23 protein-coding genes and 1 tRNA gene are annotated in these 24997 nt (G+C 59.1%); 11 read left to right on the top strand and 13 right to left on the bottom strand.

From position 1 onward, the window contains the following. The first annotated feature begins 143 nt into the window (after nt 1-143). On the top strand, nt 144-1436 hold the full coding sequence (locus HGT1_RS08865; RefSeq protein ID WP_176249553.1) for an O-acetylhomoserine aminocarboxypropyltransferase/cysteine synthase family protein: 1293 nt from the start codon (nt 144-146) through the stop codon (nt 1434-1436). Nucleotides 1437-1514: 78 nt separating this feature from the next. Here the strand turns inward: HGT1_RS08865 and HGT1_RS08870 are convergent, their stop codons facing one another. Then, a complete protein-coding gene (locus HGT1_RS08870; protein ID WP_176249554.1) occupies nt 1515-2207 on the bottom strand; it encodes an SIMPL domain-containing protein in 693 nt (230 codons plus the stop codon). A 198-nt stretch (nt 2208-2405) separates the two neighbouring features. Between HGT1_RS08870 and HGT1_RS08875 the strand changes: the two genes are divergently transcribed. Then, entirely contained in the window at nt 2406-5108 is a 2703-nt protein-coding gene (locus HGT1_RS08875; RefSeq protein WP_176249555.1) for a hypothetical protein, read from the top strand. Between the two features lie 128 nt (nt 5109-5236). Here HGT1_RS08875 and hppD read toward each other — a convergent pair whose 3' ends face one another. After that, complete coding sequence (gene hppD, locus HGT1_RS08880) at nt 5237-6331, bottom strand: 4-hydroxyphenylpyruvate dioxygenase (protein ID WP_176249556.1); 1095 nt, start codon at nt 6329-6331, stop codon at nt 5237-5239. 136 nt (nt 6332-6467) lie between these two features. Between hppD and HGT1_RS08885 the strand changes: the two genes are divergently transcribed. Then, on the top strand, nt 6468-6926 hold the full coding sequence (locus HGT1_RS08885) for an Lrp/AsnC family transcriptional regulator (protein ID WP_176249557.1): 459 nt from the start codon (nt 6468-6470) through the stop codon (nt 6924-6926). A 48-nt stretch (nt 6927-6974) separates the two neighbouring features. Further along, complete coding sequence (locus HGT1_RS08890) at nt 6975-8903, top strand: cation:proton antiporter (RefSeq protein ID WP_176249558.1); 1929 nt, start codon at nt 6975-6977, stop codon at nt 8901-8903. Nucleotides 8904-8970: 67 nt separating this feature from the next. On the opposite strand, the gene HGT1_RS08895 is transcribed toward HGT1_RS08890, so the two are convergent. The 5 genes from HGT1_RS08895 to HGT1_RS08915 form a co-directional block, all read right to left on the bottom strand. Continuing rightward, nucleotides 8971-9486, bottom strand: a complete 516-nt coding sequence (locus HGT1_RS08895; RefSeq protein ID WP_176249559.1) for a CarD family transcriptional regulator — start codon at nt 9484-9486, stop codon at nt 8971-8973. A 303-nt stretch (nt 9487-9789) separates the two neighbouring features. Further along, nucleotides 9790-10128: a ferredoxin FdxA gene (gene fdxA / locus HGT1_RS08900; protein WP_176249560.1), complete on the bottom strand. Its 339-nt coding sequence runs from the start codon at nt 10126-10128 to the stop codon at nt 9790-9792. A 51-nt stretch (nt 10129-10179) separates the two neighbouring features. Further along, a complete protein-coding gene (locus HGT1_RS08905; protein ID WP_176249561.1) occupies nt 10180-10566 on the bottom strand; it encodes an RNA-binding S4 domain-containing protein in 387 nt (128 codons plus the stop codon). Then, on the bottom strand, nt 10567-13500 hold the full coding sequence (locus HGT1_RS08910) for a helicase-related protein (RefSeq protein ID WP_176249562.1): 2934 nt from the start codon (nt 13498-13500) through the stop codon (nt 10567-10569). It abuts the gene before it with no gap. Between the two features lie 18 nt (nt 13501-13518). Beyond that, entirely contained in the window at nt 13519-14085 is a 567-nt protein-coding gene (locus HGT1_RS08915; RefSeq protein ID WP_176249563.1) for a hypothetical protein, read from the bottom strand. Between the two features lie 74 nt (nt 14086-14159). Here HGT1_RS08915 and HGT1_RS08920 point away from each other — a divergent pair, with 74 nt between their 5' ends. The 5 genes from HGT1_RS08920 to HGT1_RS08940 all read left to right on the top strand — a co-directional run bounded on the left by HGT1_RS08920 (nt 14160) and on the right by HGT1_RS08940 (nt 20021). Continuing rightward, nucleotides 14160-14450, top strand: a complete 291-nt coding sequence (locus HGT1_RS08920; protein ID WP_176249564.1) for an SCP2 sterol-binding domain-containing protein — start codon at nt 14160-14162, stop codon at nt 14448-14450. Further along, nucleotides 14450-15397, top strand: a complete 948-nt coding sequence (locus HGT1_RS08925; protein WP_176249565.1) for an alpha/beta fold hydrolase — start codon at nt 14450-14452, stop codon at nt 15395-15397. Before HGT1_RS08920 ends, HGT1_RS08925 begins: the two co-directional genes overlap by 1 nt. A gap of 122 nt (nt 15398-15519) precedes the next feature. After that, nucleotides 15520-16533 carry a ligase-associated DNA damage response exonuclease gene (locus HGT1_RS08930; protein WP_176249566.1) on the top strand — a complete coding sequence of 338 codons (1014 nt, stop codon included), beginning with the start codon at nt 15520-15522 and terminating at the stop codon, nt 16531-16533. After that, nucleotides 16530-18128, top strand: a complete 1599-nt coding sequence (locus tag HGT1_RS08935; protein WP_176249567.1) for an ATP-dependent DNA ligase — start codon at nt 16530-16532, stop codon at nt 18126-18128. The genes HGT1_RS08930 and HGT1_RS08935 overlap by 4 nt, the downstream gene beginning before the upstream one ends. Nucleotides 18129-18200: 72 nt before the next feature. Continuing rightward, nucleotides 18201-20021, top strand: a complete 1821-nt coding sequence (locus HGT1_RS08940; protein ID WP_176249568.1) for a M3 family oligoendopeptidase — start codon at nt 18201-18203, stop codon at nt 20019-20021. 94 nt (nt 20022-20115) lie between these two features. Here the strand turns inward: HGT1_RS08940 and HGT1_RS08945 are convergent, their stop codons facing one another. The 4 genes from HGT1_RS08945 to HGT1_RS08960 all read right to left on the bottom strand — a co-directional run bounded on the left by HGT1_RS08945 (nt 20116) and on the right by HGT1_RS08960 (nt 23606). Then, nucleotides 20116-20385: a DksA/TraR family C4-type zinc finger protein gene (locus HGT1_RS08945; protein ID WP_176249569.1), complete on the bottom strand. Its 270-nt coding sequence runs from the start codon at nt 20383-20385 to the stop codon at nt 20116-20118. Nucleotides 20386-20412: 27 nt separating this feature from the next. Then, a complete protein-coding gene (locus HGT1_RS08950; RefSeq protein WP_176249570.1) occupies nt 20413-21375 on the bottom strand; it encodes a Gfo/Idh/MocA family protein in 963 nt (320 codons plus the stop codon). 122 nt (nt 21376-21497) lie between these two features. Then, nucleotides 21498-22394, bottom strand: a complete 897-nt coding sequence (rpoH, locus tag HGT1_RS08955) for an RNA polymerase sigma factor RpoH (RefSeq protein ID WP_176249571.1) — start codon at nt 22392-22394, stop codon at nt 21498-21500. 177 nt (nt 22395-22571) lie between these two features. Further along, nucleotides 22572-23606 carry an RluA family pseudouridine synthase gene (locus tag HGT1_RS08960; RefSeq protein WP_176249572.1) on the bottom strand — a complete coding sequence of 345 codons (1035 nt, stop codon included), beginning with the start codon at nt 23604-23606 and terminating at the stop codon, nt 22572-22574. Between HGT1_RS08960 and HGT1_RS08965 the strand changes: the two genes are divergently transcribed. After that, nucleotides 23605-23889 carry a DUF6476 family protein gene (locus tag HGT1_RS08965; RefSeq protein WP_176249573.1) on the top strand — a complete coding sequence of 95 codons (285 nt, stop codon included), beginning with the start codon at nt 23605-23607 and terminating at the stop codon, nt 23887-23889. The genes HGT1_RS08960 and HGT1_RS08965 overlap by 2 nt on opposite strands. A gap of 67 nt (nt 23890-23956) precedes the next feature. On the opposite strand, the gene HGT1_RS08970 is transcribed toward HGT1_RS08965, so the two are convergent. After that, nucleotides 23957-24033 (bottom strand) — tRNA-His (locus tag HGT1_RS08970). Between the two features lie 147 nt (nt 24034-24180). On the opposite strand from HGT1_RS08970, the gene HGT1_RS08975 reads away from it, so the two are divergent. Continuing rightward, nucleotides 24181-24384, top strand: a complete 204-nt coding sequence (locus HGT1_RS08975; protein ID WP_176249574.1) for a DUF6324 family protein — start codon at nt 24181-24183, stop codon at nt 24382-24384. A 95-nt stretch (nt 24385-24479) separates the two neighbouring features. On the opposite strand, the gene HGT1_RS08980 is transcribed toward HGT1_RS08975, so the two are convergent. Beyond that, on the bottom strand, nt 24480-24938 hold the full coding sequence (locus HGT1_RS08980) for an MmcB family DNA repair protein (protein ID WP_176249575.1): 459 nt from the start codon (nt 24936-24938) through the stop codon (nt 24480-24482). Nucleotides 24939-24997: the final 59 nt, after the last annotated feature.

A 24997-nucleotide genomic window follows, 5' to 3' on the forward strand; every position in this document is an offset into this window, starting at 1 on the left:
AGGGCGGCGCTGGTCGGAAAATTCAAATTTTCCGGTCCGGAATTTTTAAAAATTCCGATCGTCACCGCTGGCCGTGTGCATTCTCTTGTGTCGCATACCCCGTTCCAATATCCATAACCCAACCAATCCACGGGAGGATAACCATGACAGACGGCCCAACTTACGGCTTTGACACGCTGCAAATTCACGCAGGTGCCAAGCCCGATCCGGCAACCGGCGCGCGTCAGACGCCGATTTACCAGACCACGGCTTATGTGTTCCGCGACGCAGATCACGCCGCCGCCTTGTTCAACCTGCAAGAAGTCGGCTTTATCTATTCGCGTCTGACCAACCCCACTGTGGCCGTTCTGCAAGAACGCATTGCCACGCTTGAGGGCGGTGTCGGCGCTGTGTGCTGTTCTTCGGGTCACGCGGCCCAGATCATGGCCTTGTTCCCGCTGATGGGGCCGGGCAAGAACATCATCGCCTCGACCCGTTTGTACGGCGGCACGGTCACCCAGTTCAGCCAGACCATCAAGCGCTTCGGCTGGTCGTGCAAGTTCGTCGATTTCGATGATGTCGAAGCGGTCAAAGCTGCCGTTGACGATGACACCCGCGCGATCTTTGGCGAGGCGATTGCCAACCCCGGCGGCTATATCATGGATGTGCGTTCCATCGCGGATGTGGCCGATGCGGCCGGTATCCCGCTGATCATCGACAACACCACCGCCACCCCGTACCTGTGCCGCCCCATCGAACATGGCGCGACGCTGGTCGTGCATTCGACCACGAAATACCTGACCGGCAACGGCACCGTCACCGGCGGCTGTATCGTCGATTCCGGTAAATTCGACTGGTCTGCCAATGACAAATTTCCGTCGCTCAGCCAGCCAGAACCCGCCTATCACGGCCTCAAGTTCCACGAGACCTTTGGCCCACTTGCCTTTACCTTCCACGGCATTGCCATCGGTCTGCGCGATCTGGGCATGACCATGAACCCCCAAGCGGCCCACTACACATTGATGGGCACCGAAACCCTGTCCTTGCGGATGGAGCGTCACGTCGAGAACGCCACCAAGATCGCGCAATGGCTCGAGAATGACGACCGCGTTGATTTCGTGACCTATGCAGGTCTTGAATCATCGCCGTATTTCGATCGTGTCAAAACCGTGTGCCCCAAAGGCGCTGGCGGCTTGTTCACCTTTGCGGTCAAGGGCGGCTATGACGCCTGCGTGAAACTGGTCAATGCGCTCGAGATATTCAGCCACGTGGCCAACCTTGGCGATACACGGTCGCTGATCATCCACTCGGCCTCGACCACCCACCGCCAACTCAGCGCAGAGCAGCAAGAAGCTGCCGGTGCCGGTGCCAATGTGGTGCGCGTGTCCATCGGGACCGAAGATGCGAACGACCTGATTGCCGATCTGGATCAGGCGCTGGCCAAAGCGACCAGCTAATCCAGCCATATCAATAAAAAGCGCCCGAGAGACGATGATCTCTCGGGCGCTTTTTCGTTTCTAGCCCAGGCCCGCTGGTTATTGCGAGATCGCGAACTGCATGGTGACCTGGGCGCGAATGGCCACTTCGCCGGTTTCGATCGGGACATCCATGCTGCGCATCTGCGACGCTTTCATTTCCATCGGCCGGTAGCCCTGACTTGATTCCGACATCTGCAAGACAGCGCCCAGTTTGACCCCCGCCGCTTCGGCCAGCTGGCTTGCACGGGCCATCGCATCGGCAACGGCCCCCTTGCGCGCTGCAATCAAAGCCTCGGCATTGTCTTGCAGGCCAAATTCCAACCCGTTGAAATCATTTGCCCCTTCAGCCACGACCGCATCCAGAAGCGCGCCCAGCTTGCTCAGGTCGCGCACGGTGACGCTGACGGTATTGCCCGCCTCGTATCCGACCACCTGCGCCGGGCCATTGTCGTCGCGCGGGCGGTTGTCATAGACCGGGCGCAGATACAGACCGCTGGTCTGGCGATCCAGTCCCGCCACCTGAATACCGTCCAGCTGATCCAGAATGCCCCGCACCTTTTCAGACGTCTGGCGCATGGCATCAGATGCGGTCGCGGCACGCTCCGAGACACCCAGACGAATGGTGGCCATATCGGGGGCCAGCGAAACAACGCCCTCGCCGCTCACGGTGATTCCATTCTGGACGTTTTGGGCGATGACACCCGATACCAGCGCCATCCAAATCACAGCGGTCCATTGCAAAATTCGCATTATTTCAACCTTTGGTTTGATAAATCTAATCTGAATTATGTTTGGCGGCCCTATGCCCTTACCGCAAGCCCCGTTGCCGCTCTGCCCTTTCCATAGGCAAACTACTGCTATAATCTGAATGATATTCTGGCGCGCTGTTTTAATCCGCGGGCACGTGATAAAATTCTACCGGTACCTGCCTGATAAAAAAGCGTCGATATGAAGCCAAATTTTGCACTTTCCCTGTCCATTGATGGCATAAGTTTGCTGCACCGCACTGCGGGCGGCTGGCGCAGCATTGGCGATGTATCAATTGATGCACCGGACATGTCTGCCGAACTGGCCGTGCTGCGCAAAACCGCAGCCGCGTTGGAACCCGGCGGCGTGCGCACAAAACTGCTGATCCCCAATGACCAGATCAAGTTTATGACGCTTGAAACACCCGGTCTTTCAGATGCGGCGCGCATGTCCGAAGCCCGCCGCGCGCTTGAAGGGGCAACCCCTTATGATGTCGACGATCTGGCGTTTGATATCAGCAGCGATGGCGCACAGACCCATGTGGCAGCCGTTGCCCTTGAGACTTTGGCCGAAGCCGAAGCCTTTGCCACAGAACACCGCTTTTATCCGGTCAGCTTCGTCGCCAGACCCGACAGCCACGTTTTCAAGGGCGAGCCGTTTTTCGGCCCCACCGATGTCGCCTCAAGCTTGTTGGAGCGTGACGAAGCGATCGAACCGGATGACGATGCCGTTGTCGTACTGGGCCCCTATGTGCCCCCGGTAAAAGAGCCCCAAGCAGACGAAGCCTTGAGCGATCTGTTTCAAACCGCCCCTGCCAAAGACGGGCCGGATGCCGAAACGCCACAGGATAAAACCGCCACCCCGCGCGGCGATGATGCCACCAGCTTTGTGCGCGGTCGGGAAGATATAATCGCGGCAAAACCGGCGATCCCCCCCGCGCCTGCCTTGCCTGAAGACATGGCCGCTGCCGTGGCCACGGAGCCTGCGAAACAAGCGCAGCCCGAAGTGAAATCAGAACCCGCACAGAACGATGCACCGGAGGATTTGAAGGCCAGGGTCCGGAAAGCCATTTCCGCCGCTGCCGCTGCAACGGGTGCCGCGCCAGCAGGTGTCAAAGCGCCCCCGAAAGCTGCGGCTGCGGCCCCTGTGCCCGCACCTACAGCTTTCTCAAGCCGTCGCAGCAGTGCAGCCGCTCCCCCTGTCGGGACGGCCAAACGCGCCGATGCCGCAGCGAAAGGGTCAACGCCGGATGCACCTGTGCCAGACAGCAGGTCGTTAAGTGCTGTTCCCGCCGAAAAGCCCAAGGCGAAGATCAGGAAATGGGGTTTCCTGAGCAAAGGCAAACCGCGCAAGACGCCGCCCCCGCCCGCCGCCGCATCCTATGGCGCGGGTGTCGCAGTCAAAGACACAAGCATCACGCTGCCCAAAACCACGTCCGAAGCGGAACGGATGACCATTTTCGGGGCGCGGAAGTCGAATAACGTCGGGGGGAAACCGCGCTTTCTCGGGCTGGCACTGACTGCCGCACTGCTGGTGTTTCTTGCCGGTGTCGCCGCCTGGGCGTCGGTGTTTCTGGATGACGGGCTTTCGCTGTCGCGCTGGTTTACCAGCCGCGACACGACCGCGATTGCATCGGCCCCTGTTGAACCACGCGATCCGGCCCCCAATACCGTCCCCGCCCGCGCGGAAACATCTGTTGCACTGCCCGACACCGTCACCACTCCACAGCCCCCCACACCACAACCCGCCCAAGAACGGGTCGCGGCGCTGGACCCCAGCCTGACCGATGAAGACAGCGCCGTTCTGGATGCCTTGCGCGTGCCCGAACTGGCCCAACCGCGCACGCTGACCCAGCAAGAGATCGAGGCGAAATACGCCACGTCGGGTATTTGGGTGATGGCCCCCGAAACCCCGATTGCCCCTGCCATGGTGCCGATTGATGATCTTTATATGACCAGTATCGATCCGGTCAGCTCCGCGAACGACGCCGTGGCCCTGCCCAGATTGGCGTCTTTTGGCGGGGATACCGTGGAATTTTCGCCAGCCTCCCCCGCACCGCCCGGCACCTCATTTACGCTGGATGACAAGGGCTTGGTCGTCCCGACCCCGGATGGCGCGCTGAATGCCGACGGGATCAAGGTCATTGCGGGCCGCCCCCCTGCCGAGCCGCCCAAAACCCTGACGCGCAGCAGCACCCAAACGCCGGAAGCCGCGCCAGAGGTGCCGGAAACACAGCCAGCTTTGCTTCAGTTCCGGCCCGTTGTGCGGCCCGGTGATCTGGTGGAAAGCAACGAGCGGTCAACCCTTGGCGGGCTGACCCGCACGGAACTGGCCAGCCTGCGCCCGTCGTTGCGCCCTGCATCGGTCCAGCAGACTGCCGCAACCTCAGCGGTGCCGCAAGCCGTCGCACCCGAAGTTCAGGCGGCCTCGGCGGCGGCGGGGGCGTCGCTTGCCGCGATTGTGACTGTTGCACCGAAACCTGCCGGACCGGTTCTGAACAACGCGACCCCCTATGCGGTTCAGGCCTCCGTGCGCCCGGATACGCGGCCCCGCAACTTTGCCCGCATCGTAAAGCGGGCCGAACGGGCCACGCCCGAACCCACGCAAGTTGCAAGTACTGCCGCCGTGGCACCGCGCACCGTCGCCCCCAGCCTGCCGTCAAAAGCATCTGTGGCCACGCAAGCAACTGTCAAGAACGCTATCAAACTGCGTGATATCAACCTGATCGGGGTTTACGGAAAACCGTCAAGCCGCCGCGCCTTGATCCGGTTGAGCAACGGGCGCTATCAAAAAGTAGCGGTTGGCGACCGGTTGGATGGCGGGCGCGTGTCGGCCATCGGCGAAAACGAATTGCGCTATACGCGACGCGGGCGGGATGTTGTTTTGAAGATGCCGCGCAGCTGAGGCTGACGCTGTCGGGGGCCAGCCCCCACCGCCTGACGGCGGTTCCCCCGGGATATTTACGAGCGGGATATTTACGAGCCAGAGAAGAGACAAGGCCGCATCTACTGACGCGGCCTTTGGTATTTCTATCAGGCTGATTTCAGCTCGCCCGTGTCTATCTGTTCTTGTTCGATGCTTTCGAACAGGGCTTTGAAATTGCCTTCGCCAAAGCCGTCGTCGCCTTTGCGCTGGATGAATTCGAAAAAGATCGGGCCGATCACGGTTTTCGAGAAAATCTGCAAAAGGATGCGGGTTTCGCCGCCATCCACGACGCCCTCGCCGTCGATCAGGATCCCGTGTTTTTTCATCCGGTCCAAGGGTTCCTGATGGTCGGTCACCCGGGTCTGGCTGAGCGCGTAATAGGCATCGGGGGGGCCGGGCATGAATTTGAGGCCATTTTCGGCAATCTGATCCGTGGCGTCATAGATGTCGCGCGCGCCAACGGCGATGTGCTGGATGCCTTCGCCTTTGTATTTTTTCAGATAGGCAACGATCTGGCCCTTTTCATCCCGATCCTGATTGATCGGAATGCGGATACGACCGCAGGGCGATGTCAACGCGCGCGAGGTCAGGCCGGTAAACTTGCCTTCGATGTCAAAGAAGCGGATTTCGCGGAAGTTGAACAGATCGCCGTAGAATTTGAACCACACATCCATGTTTCCCTTGAACACGTTATGGGTCAGGTGATCGAGATAGTAGAACCCGACCCCTGCCGGTTTCGACTGTGCGATCCAGTCGTATTCTTCGTTATAGGGGGATGTGTCGTAATACTGGTCCACGAAATAGATCAGGGATCCGCCGATGCCTTTGATGGCCGGAACATCCAGAACCTTGCCCGCACCGGTGTATTCTTCGGCCCCTTTGGACAGCGCATGGGCCAGGGCCTGCTGTGCATTCACCACGCGCCAGCCCATCGACGGGGCGCAAGGCCCGTGGTCTTGCACGAAGGCGGCGGCAAAGCTGGAGGGGTCGGCGTTCAGCACATAGGTGATGTCGCCCTGCTGCCAAAGCTCGATCGCTTGTGTCTTGTGGTTGGCCACGTGCGCATAGCCCATGCGCGTGAACAGATCACGCAGTTCTTGCGGGTCGGGGCTGGCGAATTCGACGAATTCGAACCCGTCGGTGCCGGCCGGATTTTCATCGGTTATTTTGGACTTTTCGGCATCATGTGGAAACGGACCCATGCGGATTCTCCTGTCAGTAATATATTTCGCCCAAGATATCGGCAGATCCCCGCGTTAATTGCGCAAAATTGACCTATGCTCTGGATAAATATGCGCGAACCACGCATAATTAACGGAAACCAAGCGAGAAACCCGCATGACATTGGATGAAACAGACAGCCGTCTGCTGGCCGCCTTGCAAAAGAATGCGCATTTGACCGCGCAGGAGCTGGGTGAGCAGTTGCACCTGTCCCCCTCGCAGGCGGGGCGCAGGCGTCAGCGGCTTGAGACCGAAGGCTATATCGAGGGCTACCGCGCCAAGCTGAACCCGATCCGGTTGGGTCTGGCGGTGCAGGGGTTCATCCAGGTCCATCTTGGCACCCATGGGCCCGACCATTCTGCCAGCTTTGCCCGCCTACTGGCCACCCGCCCCGAGATCGTGAGCGCCTGGACCATGACGGGGGATGCCGATTACCTGCTGCGCGTCTATTGTGTGGACTTGTCCAGCCTGAACCGTTTGATCCACGATGTGTTGCTGCCCCATGGCGCTGTCGCAAAAGTGCATAGTCAGATTGTTATGGACCAGCTAAAGCACGACGGGCCCTTGCCCACCTAAACGACCCTTTGCCGGTTTCCCCGCTGGCCCAATGAAAGAAAACGTCCCATGGAAGGTTTCCTGTTCCAAGCCACAATCTATCTGGCAGCCGCAGTCATCGCGGTGCCTATTGCCTCGCGGTTGGGGTTGGGGTCGGTGCTGGGCTATCTGGCGGCGGGTATCCTTATTGGTCCCGCATTGGGCTTTGTCGGGTCAGAGACCAAGGACCTGCAGCATTTTGCGGAATTTGGCGTGGTGATGATGCTATTCCTGATCGGTCTGGAGCTGGAACCCCGCGCATTGTGGAACATGCGGCACAGGTTGTTGGGGCTGGGGGGCTTGCAGGTTCTGATTTCAGCCGCCGCGCTGATGGGCATTGCCATGGCCTATGGCCAGCCAGTGGGTGTTGCGATTGCGGTTGGTCTGACCCTGTCGCTGTCCTCGACTGCGATCGTGCTGCAAACCCTGTCGGAAAAGGGGCTGATGCAGACCGCAGGCGGGCGATCGGTGTTTTCGGTCCTGCTGACGCAAGATATTGCCGTGATCCCGATCCTTGCCTTCCTGCCGCTGCTGGTCACCAAAATGGTAGCAGAGGCATTGCCGGACGGGTCGATTACGGTGGATCCGGATGCGCATGGCACGCCGGTCGTCGGTCATGGCAGCGAAGAGCCTTTGGGCCAGGGTGCCGAGGTGGCGCAAGCTGCGATATCGCTGATCCAGGGGTTGCCCGGCTGGGGTATTACCCTTGTCACAATTGGGGCCATCGCGGGGATCATCATCACCGGCGTGTTCTTTACCCGCCCTGTGTTCCGCTTTATCCACGCCGCCAAGCTGCGCGAGATGTACACCGCATTGGCCCTGCTGATTGTTGTCGGGATTTCATTCCTGATGATGCTGGTCGGCCTGTCCCCTGCCCTTGGCGCATTTCTGGCCGGCGTGGTTCTGGCCAGCAGTGAATTCCGCCACGAACTGGAAACCGACCTTGAGCCGTTCAAAGGCCTGTTGCTGGGCCTGTTCTTTATCACCGTCGGTGCGGGCATCAACTTTGAGCTATTGTACTCGGATACGGTGATTATCATGGGCATGGCGCTCTTGGTGATCATCGTCAAAGGGATCATCCTGTTCGGGCTTGGCACGTTGTTCCGTCTGCGGGGCCGCGACAGATGGCTGCTGGCGCTTGGGTTGGCTCAGGCGGGCGAATTCGGCTTTGTGCTGGTCAGCTTTTCGGTCGCCACGGGGGTGATGCCCGGCCAGGTCGCCGAAGTGTTGCTGCTGGTGGTGGCCCTGTCGATGCTGATCACGCCGCTTTTGTTCATTCTGTATGACCAGATCAGCAAACGTTTTGACAGCAAGGCAGGCCCCATCGTCGCCGATGAAATCGACGAACAAGGCACCGTTATCATTGCGGGGGTCGGGCGCTTTGGCCAGATCGTGAACCGGCTGGTTCAGGCATCGGGCTTTCGCACCGTGGTTCTGGATCACAACCCCGAAACAATCGCCGTCATGCGCCGCTTTGGCTTCAAGGCGTTCCTGGGCGATCCGACCCGCCCCGACATCCTGCGCAAGGCCGGTTTGCGCGATGCCAAGGTGCTGGTCGTGGCGCTGGACGATCCCAAATCCGCGCTTCAGCTGATTGCCTATGCCCGCAAGGAACGCCCCGATCTGCATATCGTGACCCGCGCCCATGACCGCACGGATGTTTACCGCCAGTATCAGGCCGGTGCTGATGATATCGTGCGCGAAATGTTCGACAGTTCACTGCGTGCAGGGCGCTATGTGCTGGAAAATCTGGGCCTGTCCGATTACGAGGCCGCCGAAGCGCAGCGCATGTTCTATAGCCATGACCGGGCATCGGTCCGTGAGCTGGCCGCCCTATGGCGCCCCGACATCCCGCCGAGCGAAAACAAGGCCTATGTCGCCCGCGCGAAAGAGCTGCAAAAAGATCTGGAAACCGCGTTCATGAACCGGACCGAGTACGAAGAAAAGAAACAAGCCTGACACCAGACAGGCAAAAGCCGCGGCAAGGGAAACCTGCCGCGGCTTTTTTAATGGGTCGTAGGGTCGCTTAGGCTGCTGCGACGCGGCTTTCCAGCACATCACCGATCTGCTTGGCTGCGGCCAGTTCATCGCCACCGGCAACGGCAGACACTTCACGTGTCAAACGCTCCAGTGCCGCCTCATAAAGCTGACGCTCGGAATAGCTTTGCTCGCGCTGGTCATCAGTGCGGTGCAGGTCGCGCACGACTTCGGCAATGGCGATCAGATCACCGGAGTTGATCTTTTGCTCGTATTCTTGTGCACGACGCGACCACATGGCCCGCTTTACCTTGGCTTTACCCTTGAGGGTTTTCATCGCGTGGGTGATCGTGTCGGGGCTGCTAAGCGCACGCATCCCGATTTCAATCGCCTTATGGGTCGGCACGCGCAATGTCATCTTGTCTTTGACAAAGGCGATCACGAACAGTTCCAGCGTGATGCCCGCGACTTCCTGTTCTTCGACCGACACAATTTGTCCGACGCCATGCGCAGGATAAACGACGAACTCGTTTGGACGGAAATCTAGCTTTTTCGACTTGCTCATAAAAATGGCTCCTTGGTCACGGGGCGTTGCCCGCAGGGGTAGATGGCCTTTTCACAAAGGCAAAGGCTGCCCAGCCCAAAAGGGCGACAGCCAAGAATCATAACTTCAGAATTTCGGGTTCACCCGCAGGGATTGGGTTGAGAAGTGGCAGGTGTGTAAGTTCATCGAAGGCATAATACCATAAAAATGGGCCCTGCGAAAGCGATCGCAAGGGCCTTGTGTATTAAATTATCGTATAGAGGGGCCGTTTTACCGGAAAAAACCAGTCTGGCCGCCCCGCAGCTCTGGCGATTTTCGAATCGCTTAACCGCCTTCGCCCGGTGCCTCCGAGAAGTATTTATCCAGCTTGCCCGCTTCGCCATCGCGTTCTTCCGCATCGGGAAGTGGGTCTTTCTTGGTGATGATCACAGGCCACAATTCGGAATATTTGCGATTGAATTCAACCCATTTTTCCATGTCCGGCTCGGTGTCCGGACGGATCGCATCAGCGGGGCATTCAGGTTCACACACCCCACAGTCGATGCATTCATCGGGGTGGATGACCAACATGTTTTCGCCCTCATAGAAGCAATCCACAGGGCAAACTTCGACGCAATCAGTGTATTTGCAGGCGATACAGGCGTCGTTAACAATATAGGTCATAGAGTCATCTTTTATAACGGGTTTGGCGCATTGCTAAATCAGCACAGCACATCATTCAAGATGGCGGGCCCGAGAAAGATCAAGCACACGCCGATCACGCTTGCTGGGACGCCCTTTTCCCTCAAAAGCCGGATTTTCAGGCGGTTTTTTCTCGGACTTGGGCGCAGGCGGGGACAGATCGGAATAAAGCGCCTGCGCTTCGGGGGCCGGGCCGCGCCTTGTGCCGATGCCGTCGATCTGGATCACACGAATGTCATCGCCCATCGCAAAGGTCAGCACGTCGCCCGGCACGATGATCGTAGCCCGTTTCTGCGCGATGCTCCCGTTCACGCGAACGGCGCCCGCTTGCACGCGCGCCGCCGCCAATGATCGTGTCTTAAAGAACCGCGCATGCCACAGCCATTTATCCAGCCGCAGCTTTGAAGCCGCCTCCGACAATTATTTGGTCTTGAGACCCATCAGGGCCGCAGCAAAGGGGTTGTCAGGGTCGATCGGCTTTTCCGCCTTTGGAGGGCGCGCGCTAAAGTTTTGCGACTTGTTGCCGGTTTTGTCGCCCTTGTCACCACGCTGGCCACCCTTTTTGCCACGCGGGCCAGGTTTGCCTTTGCCTTGCGGACGATCACCACCGCCGCGCCGCGCATTCTGGTTGGCACGGGCCGGACGACCCCAGGTAAAGACGTAAAACACCTCTGTCTCTGCGCCGGCGATGGATGCATCGGGGGCAGTACCTTGCGGGTTTTCCCCGGCAGCGGTGTCAGGGATGTGGTCCGATACCTCGGGCGTTTCCGCCGTTTCCGACAAGATCGGCGCAATACCTTCGTCGATGATGTCAGCCGTCTCAGGGACGACATCAGCAGGCTCAGCCGGCGCAGGGTCAGCAATGATACCGCCCGCAGATTGCTCGGCCGCGACATCCATCACTGGTGTGTCTGCATCCGCGCCCTTGTCAGCTTCCATCTTCGCGCCGTCATGCGGGATCACGGCATCAACAGCCTTGACCTTGGTGCGCTCGGATTTCTCGGCCTTGTAGCCAAGACCTTCCATCAGGGCCGCGAACTGTTCCAGCGTCATGCCGGTGATCGACAGCATATCCGGCTTTGCCTCGAACCCGCCGCGCGAATCCTCTGAGCGCAGCATGTCAGCCAGACGTTCCAGCATATCGATGCGGATCGCACGTGTGCCAGCATTACGGTAGCCCGACATGGTATCGGCACCCGCAGGCGCGCTTGCATCCACAGGGATGGTCACCAAACCCGGAGGGGGCGATTCAGGGAATTCCTGCAATCCCTTGCTGAGCGACCACAATACCAGCCGCAAACGGGTCGGCGCGGGTTTGAGCAACGCCTGCATGAAGATGGTGAACTGGCCAAAACGGATACCGTGCTTGCGCAAGGCACCACGGGCATCCTGATCCAGCGCTTTGACATCGTCAGCGATATCGGTGCGCGGCAAAATGCCGAAATTTTCAACCATGCGGAAGGCAAAACCACGGGCAAGACCGGTCAGGGCCTCGTCCTTGGACAAGGCGACCAACGGCTCGAACAGGGCCGCAATCTTGCGATCAATGAAATGCTGCAAGCGGCGCTGCACCTTTTGGGCAACCTCGGGGCCTGCGACATCATCAACGAAAACCTCGATACCGGGTCTGAGCGGATCAGGGCCCGCCACCAGCTTGCCCACAGCCGAGCTGCCCCACATCAGGCCGCCCTGCTCTGTGAAATCAATCTCGGTATCGGGTGCATTATAAAAACGGTCTGCACGCAAATGGAATTGCGGGGCCAAAGCCTGCAATGACGCGGTCTTGATCGTTTTGTCTTCTGCGACGCCAGCGCCTTTGTCTTGCCGGAAACGGAAACCGTCCAACTTGCCTACAAATTCGCCTTCAACGGTTACTTCACCGGTCTCGTTTACTTCGGCCACCATGGCTTCCTTCTGTCCTAGCCGGCGCAAAAGCACGGACGTGCGCCGATCTACAAATCTTTGGGTCAGACGCTCGTGCAGCGCGTCCGACAGTCTGTCTTCTACGACACGCGCCTCGTCTCGCCAATGACTTTCGTCAATTGTCCAACCTTTGCGTTGCGTGACGTATGTCCATGTGCGGATAAACGCCAGACGTTTCGATAACGCATCAATGTCGCCATCGGTTCGATCAATGCGTTGAATTTGTCGTGCGATCCACTCATCCGGGATAGAACCCCGCTGATGCAGATAGATAAATATCGTCTCAAGAAGGCTGGCGTGCTCTGCATGACTGATCCCGCGAAAGTCGGGAATCCGGCACACATCCCATAACAGCTTGACCGACGGCCCGTCGGTGCAGCGCGCCATGATCTCGGCATCCTGCCCCAGCGATTTGAGCACACGCAGGTCATCCGCCTCGCGGGCTTTGAACAGACGTTCGTGATCCGGCGACATCTCTAGCGTGTTGATCAGCCGGTCGATGCTGCCGAATTGCAGCGACGGGTTGCGCCAGTTGATCTTGTTTTGCGGGGTAAAGCTGTGATCCATGATCGCACGCGCAACGCCGTCTTCCAACGGGGGCGCATCGCCGGTCACACCGAAAGTCCCGCTTTTGAAGCCGCGCCCTGCCCGCCCGGCAATCTGGGCCAGCTCGTTCGGGGCCAGCGGGCGCATCCGCCGTCCGTCAAATTTGGTCAGGGCAGAAAACGCCACGTGATCAACATCAAGGTTCAGCCCCATCCCGATGGCATCTGTGGCCACCAGGTAATCGACCTCGCCGTTTTGGTACATTTCAACCTGCGCATTGCGCGTGCGCGGTGAAAGTGCACCCATCACGACCGCCGCACCGCCCTTCTGGCGGCGGATCAGCTCGGCAATCGCATATACATTCTCAACCGAAAAACCGACAATCGCACTGCGTGGGCGCATCCGGCTTATCTTTTTCTGACCAACATAGGTCAATTCGCTCATCCGCTCGCGTTTGATGAATTGCGCCTTGGGGACCAGCGCAGCGATGGTCCCGCGCATGGTGTCAGACCCCATAAACAACGTCTCGTGCAGACCGCGCGCCCGCAACAACCGGTCGGTAAACACATGCCCGCGCTCGGGGTCGGCACAAAGCTGGATTTCATCCACCGCGACCAGATCCGCGCCCATGCCTTCGGGCATCGCTTCGACCGTACAGACCCAATATTGCGTGCGCGGCGGTACAATCCGCTCCTCGCCCGTGACCAACGCGACAACGGACGGGCCGCGCAACGCTACGATGCGGTCATATACCTCGCGGGCAAGCAACCGCAGGGGCAGCCCGATGATGCCCGTACGATGTGCCAGCATCCGTTCAATGGCATAGGTTGTCTTGCCTGTGTTGGTCGGGCCCAAAACGGCCACGACCCTACCTTCGCCTGTCACCAGAATATTCCCGACGTCTTAAAGTGTGCGCCCGATGCCGTCGCGCCGAAGCCCGTCCAGCGCCTTTTGCGCGTTTTCATGGTGAGGGTTAATTTCTAACACCCGACGATATAGATCTGCGGCCAAGCGCAGTTTCCCAACTTCTTGCAAGATCGCACCCAACCCGAAAATAGCATTATACTGCTGAGGGTTAAGCGCCAATGTTAATTCCAGATCATCTATCGCAGGGCCATATAGATCTGCCTGAAAATAGGCCTGCGCACGGGCATGATAGCCTTCGGCAAAGGCGGGTGCGTGATCTGTCAACGCGGTGAAATGTTCAATCGCGAGCTTGATATCGCCCGCCTGCAACGCGCCCTGGCCCCGCTTCATCAGCAGATCAATCGTCGCCGAACCGGATCGCGACCATGCGGTCTGAACCTCACGCTCGAGCCGTGACGCCTCTTCGGCAGGCGCATTTCGCAACTTGTCTAATAATTCATCGGTTTGCGGCAGGGTGGACTGCGCAAAACAAGTACCTGCAAGCAACACCCATAAACCAAGTGCCGCTACGGTATGTTTGAGGTTGACGATGTGATTGACCATAACAATGTTGAATGTAACAGGCTGCCGCCACTTTTCCAGACGTGTCGGCACCAAATGCCAAAAAAGGGCCCACTATGAGCGACATTTTGAACGAAGCCGTAACTGTACTGAACGAAAAACTGGCCGGCGCGGATTTTGACGGCACAGCCAAGTTCGACATCGAAGGCGAAGGTTCTGTGATTATGGACGCAAACGGCGCACGTGCCGCAGACGAAGATGCAGACGTAACCCTGTCTGCCGACGCGGATACGTTTCAGGCGATCCTGTCGGGCGACACAAACCCCACCGGCGCGTTCATGAGCGGCAAGCTCAAGATCGACGGTGACATGGGCATGGCAATGAAGTTGGCGGCCGTGCTCGCCTGATGTCTCTGACGCCCGCGCCCCTATTTACCGGCATCTATCCTGGTCCGGACACTGGTCTTGCCCATTGGATAGAGACGTCTGACGGTAAAAGGCTGCGGGTGGCACATTGGACGGTCGAGGGGGCGAAAGGCACTGTCCTTTTGTTCCCCGGCCGCACCGAATACGTTGAAAAATATGGGGTAATTGCGGCCGAATTCGCAAAACGCGGCTTGGCGGTGATGGCCATCGACTGGCGCGGTCAGGGGCTGGCGGACCGGATGTTGCCGGATCGCCGCATCGGCTATGTCGATACGTTTTCGGATTATCAAAAAGACGTTGCCGCCATGATGCGTGCGGCCCGCAACCTGCAACTGCCGCGCCCGTTCTTCCTGCTGGCCCATTCGATGGGCGGCTGCATCGGTTTGCGCGCCGTCATGGAGGGGCTTTCGGTTCAGGCAGCAGCCTTTACCGGCCCGATGTGGGGCATTCACATCGCGCCACACCTGCGCCCCTTCGCCGCCGTACTGTCGCATCTGATGCCAAAGATCGGTCAGGGGCACAGCCTGCCAATGGGAACAAAACTCGACCCCTATGTCACGGTTGAACCGTTTGAAGACAACATGCTGACCACGGATGCGTCCATGTACGATATGATGCGCGACCAGTTGGCGGCGCATCCCGACCTGTCGTTGGGCGGCCCCAGCTATGTCTGGCTGCGCGAGGCATTGTCCGAAACAAACCATCTTGCCTTGCGTGCGGCCCCCAGCCTGCCTTGCATTACCCTGCTTGGCAGCAACGAACGGATCGTCCACCTTGGCCGGATCAGGGACCGGATGGCGACCTGGACCAGCGGCCAGCTGCAAATTGTCGAGGGTGCCGAACATGAAATCCTCATGGAAACGCCCAAGCTTCGCGACAGTGCGCTTGACGATATCGCCCGGTTGTTTTTGGGAAATGCAAAAAGCTAGCTTGATCGACCTGCATCAACAATGCGCCCTATCCATCTGATATAAAACGATACTATACCCGCCCCATTTCGTTTATCACCGTTCCCCCTGTTCAAATCGCGCAACACCCCTATCTGTTTCGCATGACCAAAGCACCCGTTCTTAGTTTCACCGAAAACGGCATTTATTGTGCCGCCGGGGATTTTTACATTGATCCGTGGCGTCCGGTGGACCGCGCGCTGATCACCCACGGCCATTCCGATCACGCGCGTTGGGGCATGGGGCGGTATCTGGCGACCCACGCCGCCCTGCCCGTCATGCGCCACCGTCTGGGCGACATCACCGCCGAAGGCATCGCATACGGCGAGGTCCGGCGGATCGGTGGTGCAGACGTGTCGTTTCATCCTGCCGGACATGTGCCCGGCTCGGCCCAGATAAGGGTCGAGGTCCAAGGCGAGGTCTGGGTCGCATCGGGGGATTACAAGGTGGTGAATGACGGCCTGTCCGAAGCGTTCACCCCGATAAAGTGCCATCATTTCATCACCGAAAGCACCTTTGGTCTGCCCGTGTTCCGTTGGGAGGACCAGGCAACTGTTGCAGCCCAGATCAACGGGTGGTGGGCGGGTTGTGCCGCCGAAGGAAAGACCGCTTTTCTGGGGGCCTATGCCTTGGGCAAGGCGCAACGTCTGTTGACCATGCTGGACCCTGCCATCGGCCCGATCCTGACCCATACGGCGACAGAGAACACCAATCAGGTGATGCGCGATCAGGGGATCAGCCTGCCCGATACGATCCTTGCGAAGGCGGATCTGAAACCCAAGGACCATCCCGGTGCGATCGTGCTTGCACCGCCCTCGGCATTGGGCAGCGCATGGGCCAAGAAATTTGGCCCCCAGGAAACCGCCTTTGCCAGCGGCTGGATGGCCATTCGGGGCGTCCGGCGGCGGCGCGCGGGCGATCGGGGATTTATCATCTCGGACCATGCGGATTGGGACGGGCTGCTGTCAGCGATCAAAGAGACAGAGGCCGAAAATATATATGTTACGCATGGTTACACGGATATCTTCAGCCGGTACCTGAAGATTAACGGCTGGAATGCGCAGGTCGTCCCGACCCAGTTCGAGGGCGAGACGCTGGACAAGGATGTCTCGGAATGAAGCGCTTTGCCCAGCTGTTCAGCACCATCGACCAAAGCACCAAAACCAATGCAAAGGTCGCGGCCCTTGCCGACTATTTCCAGCACGCACCCGATACCGACCGGCTGTGGACCATCGCGCTGTTTTCGGGCCGCCGGCCCAAGCGGGCGGTGACAACGACCAAGCTGCGCGAATGGGCGGCAGAGCGCGCGGCGATCCCGCTGTGGCTGTTCGAGGAAAGCTATGCCATCGTCGGCGATCTGGCCGAAACCATCGCGCTGGTCCTGCCGCCGAACACCCCCCAGGACGACCGCAGCCTGTCCGCCTGGATCGCCGCCCTGCGCGAGATTTACACCCAGGACGAAGATGCCCGAAAGACGTTCGTTCTGTCGGCCTGGGACCAGCTTGGCGGGGCCGAACGGTTCATCTTTAACAAACTGATCACCGGCGGTTTCCGCGTCGGGGTCAGCCAAAAGCTGATGACCCGCGCCCTTGCCCGCGCCACGGACAAGCCCGAGGCCGAACTGGCGCACCGGCTAATGGGCAACTGGCACCCCGATGACACCACATGGCACGCTTTGGTCGAAGCCGAAGACGCCTCTGCCGATGCGTCGCGCCCCTACCCCTTCTATCTGGCCTACGGGCTGGAGGACACGGCGCAGCATCTGGGCGACACGGCCGACTGGCGCGCCGAGTGGAAATGGGACGGCATTCGCGGTCAGCTGATTCTGCGCGATGGCCAGTATTTCGTCTGGTCCCGTGGCGAGGAACTGATGACCGACCGTTTTCCGGAACTGGCAAGGGCGGTCGATTATCTGCCGCAAGGCACCGTTCTGGACGGCGAATTGCTGGTCTGGCCGTCAGACCAACCGGTGCCGTCGTCGTTCAACGCGCTGCAATCGCGCATTGGCCGCAAGACCGTGCCGAAAAAGCTGCTGACCGAAGCCCCCGTGGTGCTGCACGCCTATGACCTGCTGGAATGGCAGGGGCAGGACATGCGCAACACCCCCTTTGCCATGCGCCGCAAGCTGCTGGAAAGCGCCTGCGCCGACCTGCCCGCCGATGCCCCCGTGCGTCTGTCGCCGCAACTGGGGTTTGACACATGGGATGATCTGGCAGCCCTGCGCAAGAGTGCCCGCAACGCCCAGGCCGAAGGGGTGATGCTGAAACGCGCCGACAGCCCCTATCTGGCCGGACGCAAGAAAGGCGACTGGTGGAAATGGAAGCTGGACCCGCTGACGATTGATGCCGTGATGATCTATGCTCAATCAGGGTCGGGCCGCCGCGCCAACCTGTTCACCGACTTTACCTTTGCCGTGTGGAACGGCAACGAACTGGTGCCTTTTACCAAAGCCTACAGCGGGTTGACCGATGCCGAATTCCGCCAGATCACCGCTTGGGTGCGCAAGAACACCGTCGAACGCTTTGGCCCCGTGCGCAAGGTAACGCCCCATCATGTCTTTGAAATCGCCTTCGAAGGCATCCAGCGCAGCCCGCGTCACAAATCCGGCGTCGCCCTGCGATTTCCCAGAATGTTGCGCTGGCGGCAGGACAAACCGCTGCAAGAAGCCAATTCACTGGCCGATCTTGAAGAGTTATTGCGCATTTACGGCTAATCCCATCCTTCCCCTGCTTGCTTTGACGCTATGGCACGCTTAGGTAACCTTAACGTCAAAAAGAGGTATACGATGTTCCAACTGCCCTACCCCGTCCGTGATGCAAATGCCCGTGCCGGCACCTCTCCTTTGGGCAACCTGCCGGAATGGAACCTTGACGATCTTTATACCGGTGAAAACGCGCCGGAACTCAAGCGCGATCTGGACTGGCTGGAAGAGGCCTGCCGCAGCTTTGCCGCGGATTACGAAGGCAAACTGGCTGATCTGGACGCGGCGGGTTTTCTGAACTGTGTGCTGCGCAACGAGAAGATCAACCAGATCGCCGGACGCATCATGTCTTTTGCGGGCTTGCGCTATTACCAGCTGACCACAGATGCCGGCCGGGCCAAGTTCCTGTCCGACATGCAGGAAAACGTCACGAATTTCACCACACCGCTGGTTTTCTTCACGCTCGAGCTGAACCGCCTTGAAGATGACCATCTGGGCAAGCTTCTGGCACAGAACGCCGACCTTGCGCGGTACAAGCCCGTGTTCGACCGCATTCGCGCGATGAAGGATTATCAGCTGAGCGACGAGCTGGAAAAGTTCCTGCACGATCTGGGCGTTGTTGGCGATGCCTGGGAACGGCTGTTTGATGAAACGATTGCGGGCCTTGAATTCGAGGTCGACGGCGAGCCGCTGAACATCGAAGGCGTGCTGAACCTTTTGACCGACCCCGCTCGCGATATCCGCGAAGCAGCCGCCCGCGAGCTGGCCGATGTGTTTCAAAGCAATATCAAAACCTTTGCGCGGGTCCACAACACCCAAGCCAAAGAAAAAGAAGTGCTCGACCGCTGGCGCGGCATGCCAACCCCGCAAACCGCCCGCCACCTGAGCAACGACGTCGAACCCGAGGTCGTGGAGGCCCTGCGCAACGCGGTCGTCAACGCATACCCCAAGCTGAGCCACCGCTATTACGAGCTAAAGCGGAAATGGCTGGGACTGGACGTCATGCAGGTCTGGGACCGCAATGCGCCGCTGCCGATGGAAGACCCCAAGATTGTCAACTGGGACCGCGCCGAGCGTATGGTGATGGATGCCTATAACGCCTTTGATCCGCGCATGGGCGAAATCGCCGCTCCGTTCTTTAAGGACGGCTGGATTGATGCGGGTGTGAAGCCGGGCAAAGCGCCGGGTGCTTTTGCCCACCCCACCGTAACCAATGTGCACCCCTATGTGATGCTGAACTATCTTGGCAAACCGCGCGATGTGATGACGCTGGCCCACGAGTTGGGCCACGGCGTGCATCAGGTTCTGGCCGCAGGTCAGGGCGAAATGCTGTCATCGACGCCGCTGACCTTGGCTGAAACGGCATCCGTGTTTGGCGAGATGCTGACGTTCCGCAAAATGCTGGACGGTGCAAAGACCAACGCAGAACGCAAGGTTCTGCTGGCGGGCAAGGTCGAGGATATGATCAACACGGTCGTGCGCCAGATCGCGTTCTATGACTTTGAATGCAAGCTGCATGACGCACGTCGTGGCGGTGAACTGACCCCCGACGACATCAACGCGTTGTGGATGTCCGTGCAGGCCGAAAGCCTGGGACCGGCATTCGAATTCATGGACGGCTACGAGACCTTCTGGGCCTATATCCCCCATTTCGTGCATTCGCCGTTCTATGTCTATGCCTATGCCTTTGGCGACGGGTTGGTGAACGCGCTTTATGCCGTTTACGCCGAAGGCGGGCCCGGGTTCGAGGACAAGTATTTCGAAATGCTGAAAGCCGGCGGGTCCAAGCACCACAAAGAGCTGTTGGCCCCCTTCGGGTTGGACGCATCGGACCCCGCGTTCTGGGACAAGGGTCTGTCGATGATTTCCGGCTTCATCGATGAATTGGAAGCAATGGAAGACTAGGCAAACGCTGCGCCGAAGAGAAGAATGCCTTCGGCGAGGATTTTTTACCATTTGGAATTGAAGACGGGCCCTTGAGACATCAGGGGCCCGTTTTTTATTTGAGCTGGCTGTCTTTGCTGCCGCGCCGGTTGATGCCGCCGCGGGTCGCTGGCCGGTTGTCGCGTTCAGTGACGCATTCGATGCAGAGTTTCACCCCCGGAAGCGCATCGCGGCGGGCTTGGGGGATCGGCTCTTCGCATTCCGCGCAATGGGTGCGGCTTTCGCCCTGTGGCTGCTTGCGCGCCTTGAGGCGGGCGAGTTCGTCGTTGATCGAGGCCTCGATCTGTTCGCTGACGGCCCCGTCTTTTGCCCATCCTCCGGCCATGTTCGCCTACCTTTCGCTGAAAATCACCTAGCGTGCTGCATAGGCCATATCGATCATTGCTTGTGTGCCTTTGCTGAATTCGAGCGGGCACGGATAGGCAGCACCTGTTGTGACCGAGCGGCCAAAGGCTTCTACCTGTTCAATATAATGATTTGTGCCGGGGAAACGTTCCGTGGTGATCACGTTCTTTTCCGTCTCGAGATGCAATTCGGCCTGGGAATGAACGGTCGGATTGAACGGGCAGCTGAGGCGCAGCACGCCTTTTTCGCCGTGCACCACGATTTCCTGACGGGGGAACATGCGCATGGACACGGTGGCGGAATAGTCGAAACCTTCAAACCTGGCGGCCACTTGCGCAAAGACATCAACGCCGTTTTCATAGTCGATTTTGGCATAGGGGATCGACAGCGGTTCCTGTCCCGTCAGAAAGCGCACGGAGCCGAAGGTGTAGATCCCGATATCTGGCAAACCGCCGCCCCCCGCTGCGGGTTTGTTGCGGATGTTATCGGTGTCGTCGTTAAAGAACGAGAATGTCGCGCCGACGTGGCGCACGCGGCCAAGAGCACCGGAGGCAATGATCTCGCGGGCGCGGGTCATCTGGGGGTGGTGGACGATCATGAACGCCTCGGCCGCGAGCAGGCCAGACGTATCGCGCGCGGCGATCAGCCTGTCAAATTCGGCGGCCTGCATCGTCATCGGTTTCTCGCACAGCACGTGTTTTCCGGCCTTCAGCGCCTTGAGCGTCCATTCCACATGCAGGTGGTTGGGCAGCGGGATATAGACAGCGTCGATATCCGGATCAGCCAGCAGCGCATCATAGTCGGTATAGACCTTGAGGTCGGGGGCGAAGGCGCTGAAAGGAGCGGCTTTTTCTGCGCTGGATGTCGCGAGGGCTGCAAGCCGCGCACCGCGCGCCGCGTGGATCGCAGGGCCCATCTGTTCACAGGCGAATTGCGCCGCCCCCAAGATGCCCCAGTTCACTATGTCCATGTCTGCTCTCCTTTTTGGGGCAGTTTAGGCAAGATTGCGGGGCATGACGAGGGGGAGATGCAAAAACCCCCGCAAAAGCCGGAGCCTTGCGGGGGGGTAATGTATCAGGCTGTGAACGGGGATCAGGCGGTTGCCATCATTCCCTTTTCGCGGGCCAGTTCGCGCATGCGCTGTTGCAGCTTTTCGAACGCGCGCACTTCGATCTGGCGGATACGCTCGCGGCTGACGTCATACTGGCTGCTCAAATCTTCGAGCGTGATGGTCTCGTCTGACAGGCGGCGTTGGGTCAGAATGTCCTTTTCGCGGTCATTCAGCACCTCCAGCGCCTCGGCCAACATTTCGCGGCGGGTTTCCAGCTCGTCACGCTCGGCATAGTCGCCGGCCTGATCCGCGTCTTCATCCTCGAGCCAGTCCTGCCATTGCATGGTCCCCTCGCCTTCGGACCCGACGGTCGCGTTCAGCGAGGCATCGCCGCCCGACATACGGCGGTTCATCGAGATCACTTCGGTCTCGGTCACGCCAAGGTCGGTTGCAATACGGGCCACGTTTTCGGGGCGCATGTCGCCTTCTTCCAGCGCGCCAATGCGGTTTTTTGCCTTGCGCAGGTTAAAGAACAGCTTTTTCTGGCCCGACGTGGTGCCAAGTTTGACCAAGCTCCACGAGCGCAGGATATATTCCTGGATCGAGGCGCGAATCCACCACATGGCATAGGTCGCCAGACGAAAGCCCTTTTCAGGATCAAAGCGTTTGACCGCCTGCATCAGACCCACGTTGGCCTCCGAGATCACCTCGGCTTGCGGCAAGCCGTAGCCGCGATAGCCCATGGCGATTTTGGCCGCCAGACGCAGGTGGGATGTCACCATCCTGTGCGCGGCTTCCGTGTCTTGCTCTTCGACCCAGCGTTTCGCGAGCATGTATTCTTCTTCGGGTTCCAACAGCGGAAACTTGCGGATTTCCTGCATATAGCGGTTCAGGCCGCCTTCAGGTGTTGGTGCTGGCAGATTTGCATAATTAGCCATTTTATTGTCCCTTTCCCCAATTTCAGGGGCCCATGTTATTGGGCTTAACATAGATATGGAGAGCGCTAACACTGATTTCAAGTGCTAGGCTTGCCCTGTTTGATGAATATGATCTTAATCGCGATGAAGAAAAGCATTGCTTCACCGCATTCACGCGGTCGTGCGGTTTGTGACCGATTAGGCCTGCACCAGCCCCACGAGGTCCAGCAAATCCGTCATATCTTTGGGCAACGGGGCCTCGAACCGGACCATTTCGCCGGTCACAGGGTGTTCAAACCCCAAGACGGCGGCATGAAGCGCCTGACGCGGAAAGGCCCGTACCGCGTCGGAGGCGATTTCAGGCAGGGCGGCCTTGGGCAGCTTGCGTTTGCCACCATAGGTCGGATCGCCCACCAGCGAATGGCCGGCATGGGCCATGTGAACCCTGATCTGATGGGTGCGACCGGTTTCAAGCCAGCATTCCATCAGGGCCAGAACCGGTGGCGTGCCGAAACGGTTGATCGTGCGGGCCCGCGTCACAGCGTGACGGCCGCCCTGGAACAGGACAGCCTGACGCTGACGGTCTGTGCGGTGCCGGGCCAGTTGCGTGGTCATTTTCAGGATATTGCCGGGCTCAAAGCTCGTTCCCTTGATGCCGCGCAGACGCGGGTCGTTCGCATCGGGCACCCCGTAGACAAGCGCCTGATAATAGCGTTCAACCGTGTGTTTTTCAAATTGTTTGGCAAGCCCGTGATGGGCGGCGTCGGATTTGGCCACAACCAAGAGGCCCGATGTGTCTTTGTCGATTCGGTGTACGATGCCGGGGCGTTTCATGCCGCCAACACCCGACAGGTCATCCCCGCAATGGGCCAGCAGCGCGTTGACCAAGGTGCCGGACGGGCTGCCCGGTGCGGGATGCACCACCATGCCTGCGGGTTTGTTGATCACGATCAGATCCGAATCCTCGAAGATCACTTCCAGCGGGATGGATTCGGGCGCGATATGGCTTTCCTCGGCCTCTTCGACGTCGATGGTGATTTCCTGGCCTTCCATGACACGCGCGCGCGGATCGGTGATCACGAAATTGTCGATTTGCACGGCACCATCGGTGATCAGGCGCAACAAGCGGGTGCGCGACAGGTTCGCGTCCTCTGGCACATCGCGGGCAAGCGCCTTATCAAGGCGCGGCGGCGGTGTGTCCGCGATGACAAAGCTGATACGGCGGTGCGACATGACTGATCCTTCCGAGCCCCCAAACATTAAGTTCCTACGAAGGCTGGTGACGGTGCTAACCGCCACGATGATTTGCGGCCTTCTAGTCGTGATTGGCCTGCTTGTCATCCGGTTCTCGAGCAAAGCGCCGGATTTACCGGATGTAATTGCATTGCCAAGCGGTGAAAAGGCCACGGCATTCACCCAAGGGCCCGATTGGTATGCGATTGTGACGAAAGAAAACCAGATTCTGATTTTCGACCGGACCAGCGGTGCGCTGCGCCAAACCGTCGATATCAAATAGCGGTTTGCCCCAAAGGACGCGTTTAGTCCGCCGAGCTTATCTGGGTGATTAATCGGGGGGGGGGTAATGGTACCACCTCCTGGTCTCGAACCAGGGACCTCCTGATCCACAATCAGGCGCTCTAACCAACTGAGCTAAGGCGGCACTTGCGCCGATCTAACGTCCAAGCAAAAAGATTGCAATACCCTAAGACGCGCGAATTTAATTTGTTCGCCACATTGGCATGTTTGGTGAAACTTGCCTTTCATCCGCGCCCGCGCTAACGCTGGCGACATCATTTCGGAGGGACCTATGGGTATCGACACTGAACGCGACATCGAAGCAAACCTGCAAATCGGCCCGACCGACGCAGGCATGGTCCGGCTTTTCATCGAAGCCGAAGGCGGCATTGAAATTCCGATGGATTTCACACCTGACGAAGCTGTCGAGATTGCGGAAGAGATTATGGCCGCAGCGCATCGCGCAGGCAAAAACGCGAATAAAAAGCGCAAATAAAAAGCGTTACGCTTTTTGACAGGGGGTACGGGGGCCAGCCCCCACCGCGCCAAGGCGCGGCCCCCCGGGATTTAGATCCATTTGGAAATAAAAGATCAGTCCCAATGCGGGGTCATGTGTGGATCACGCAAATAATGCAGTCTGCGGGCCGCATGGGTTGCGAATTTATGGGTGATGGCCTTGCGGCGCGCAGCGGCAAGGCGGGTTTCCCCGCCCATGCGCAAGACTTCGGCACCGTAGCCATCGGCAATGATCAGGCCTGAGTCCTCGGGCAAAAGATCGGTGTCGAAATCTGCGTCGACCGCCCAGAAAAAGCGGTCTGCCCATTCAAGATAGCCCTGCCATTTGCTGTCGGTCATGAAATCGGCGCGGCTAGATTTGCATTCGACGATCCAGATGTCGCCCTTGGGGCCAAGCGCCATCACATCGACGCGCAAGCCCCGTGTCGGGACAAGTTCTTCGACGCAGACAAAGCCGAGCGCCGACAGGTGGCGCGCCACGCCGCGGGCCAGAATCTGGCCGGGTTGCAGGGGTTTGGGGTCGTCGGGTGTCATGGTGGCATTTATGAACAATACGTGAACATGAGGCAAGCCCCGACCTGGTGGCTTGGTAA

This window comes from Sulfitobacter sp. HGT1 (assembly GCF_013282155.1).
Lineage (GTDB): Bacteria > Pseudomonadota > Alphaproteobacteria > Rhodobacterales > Rhodobacteraceae > Sulfitobacter.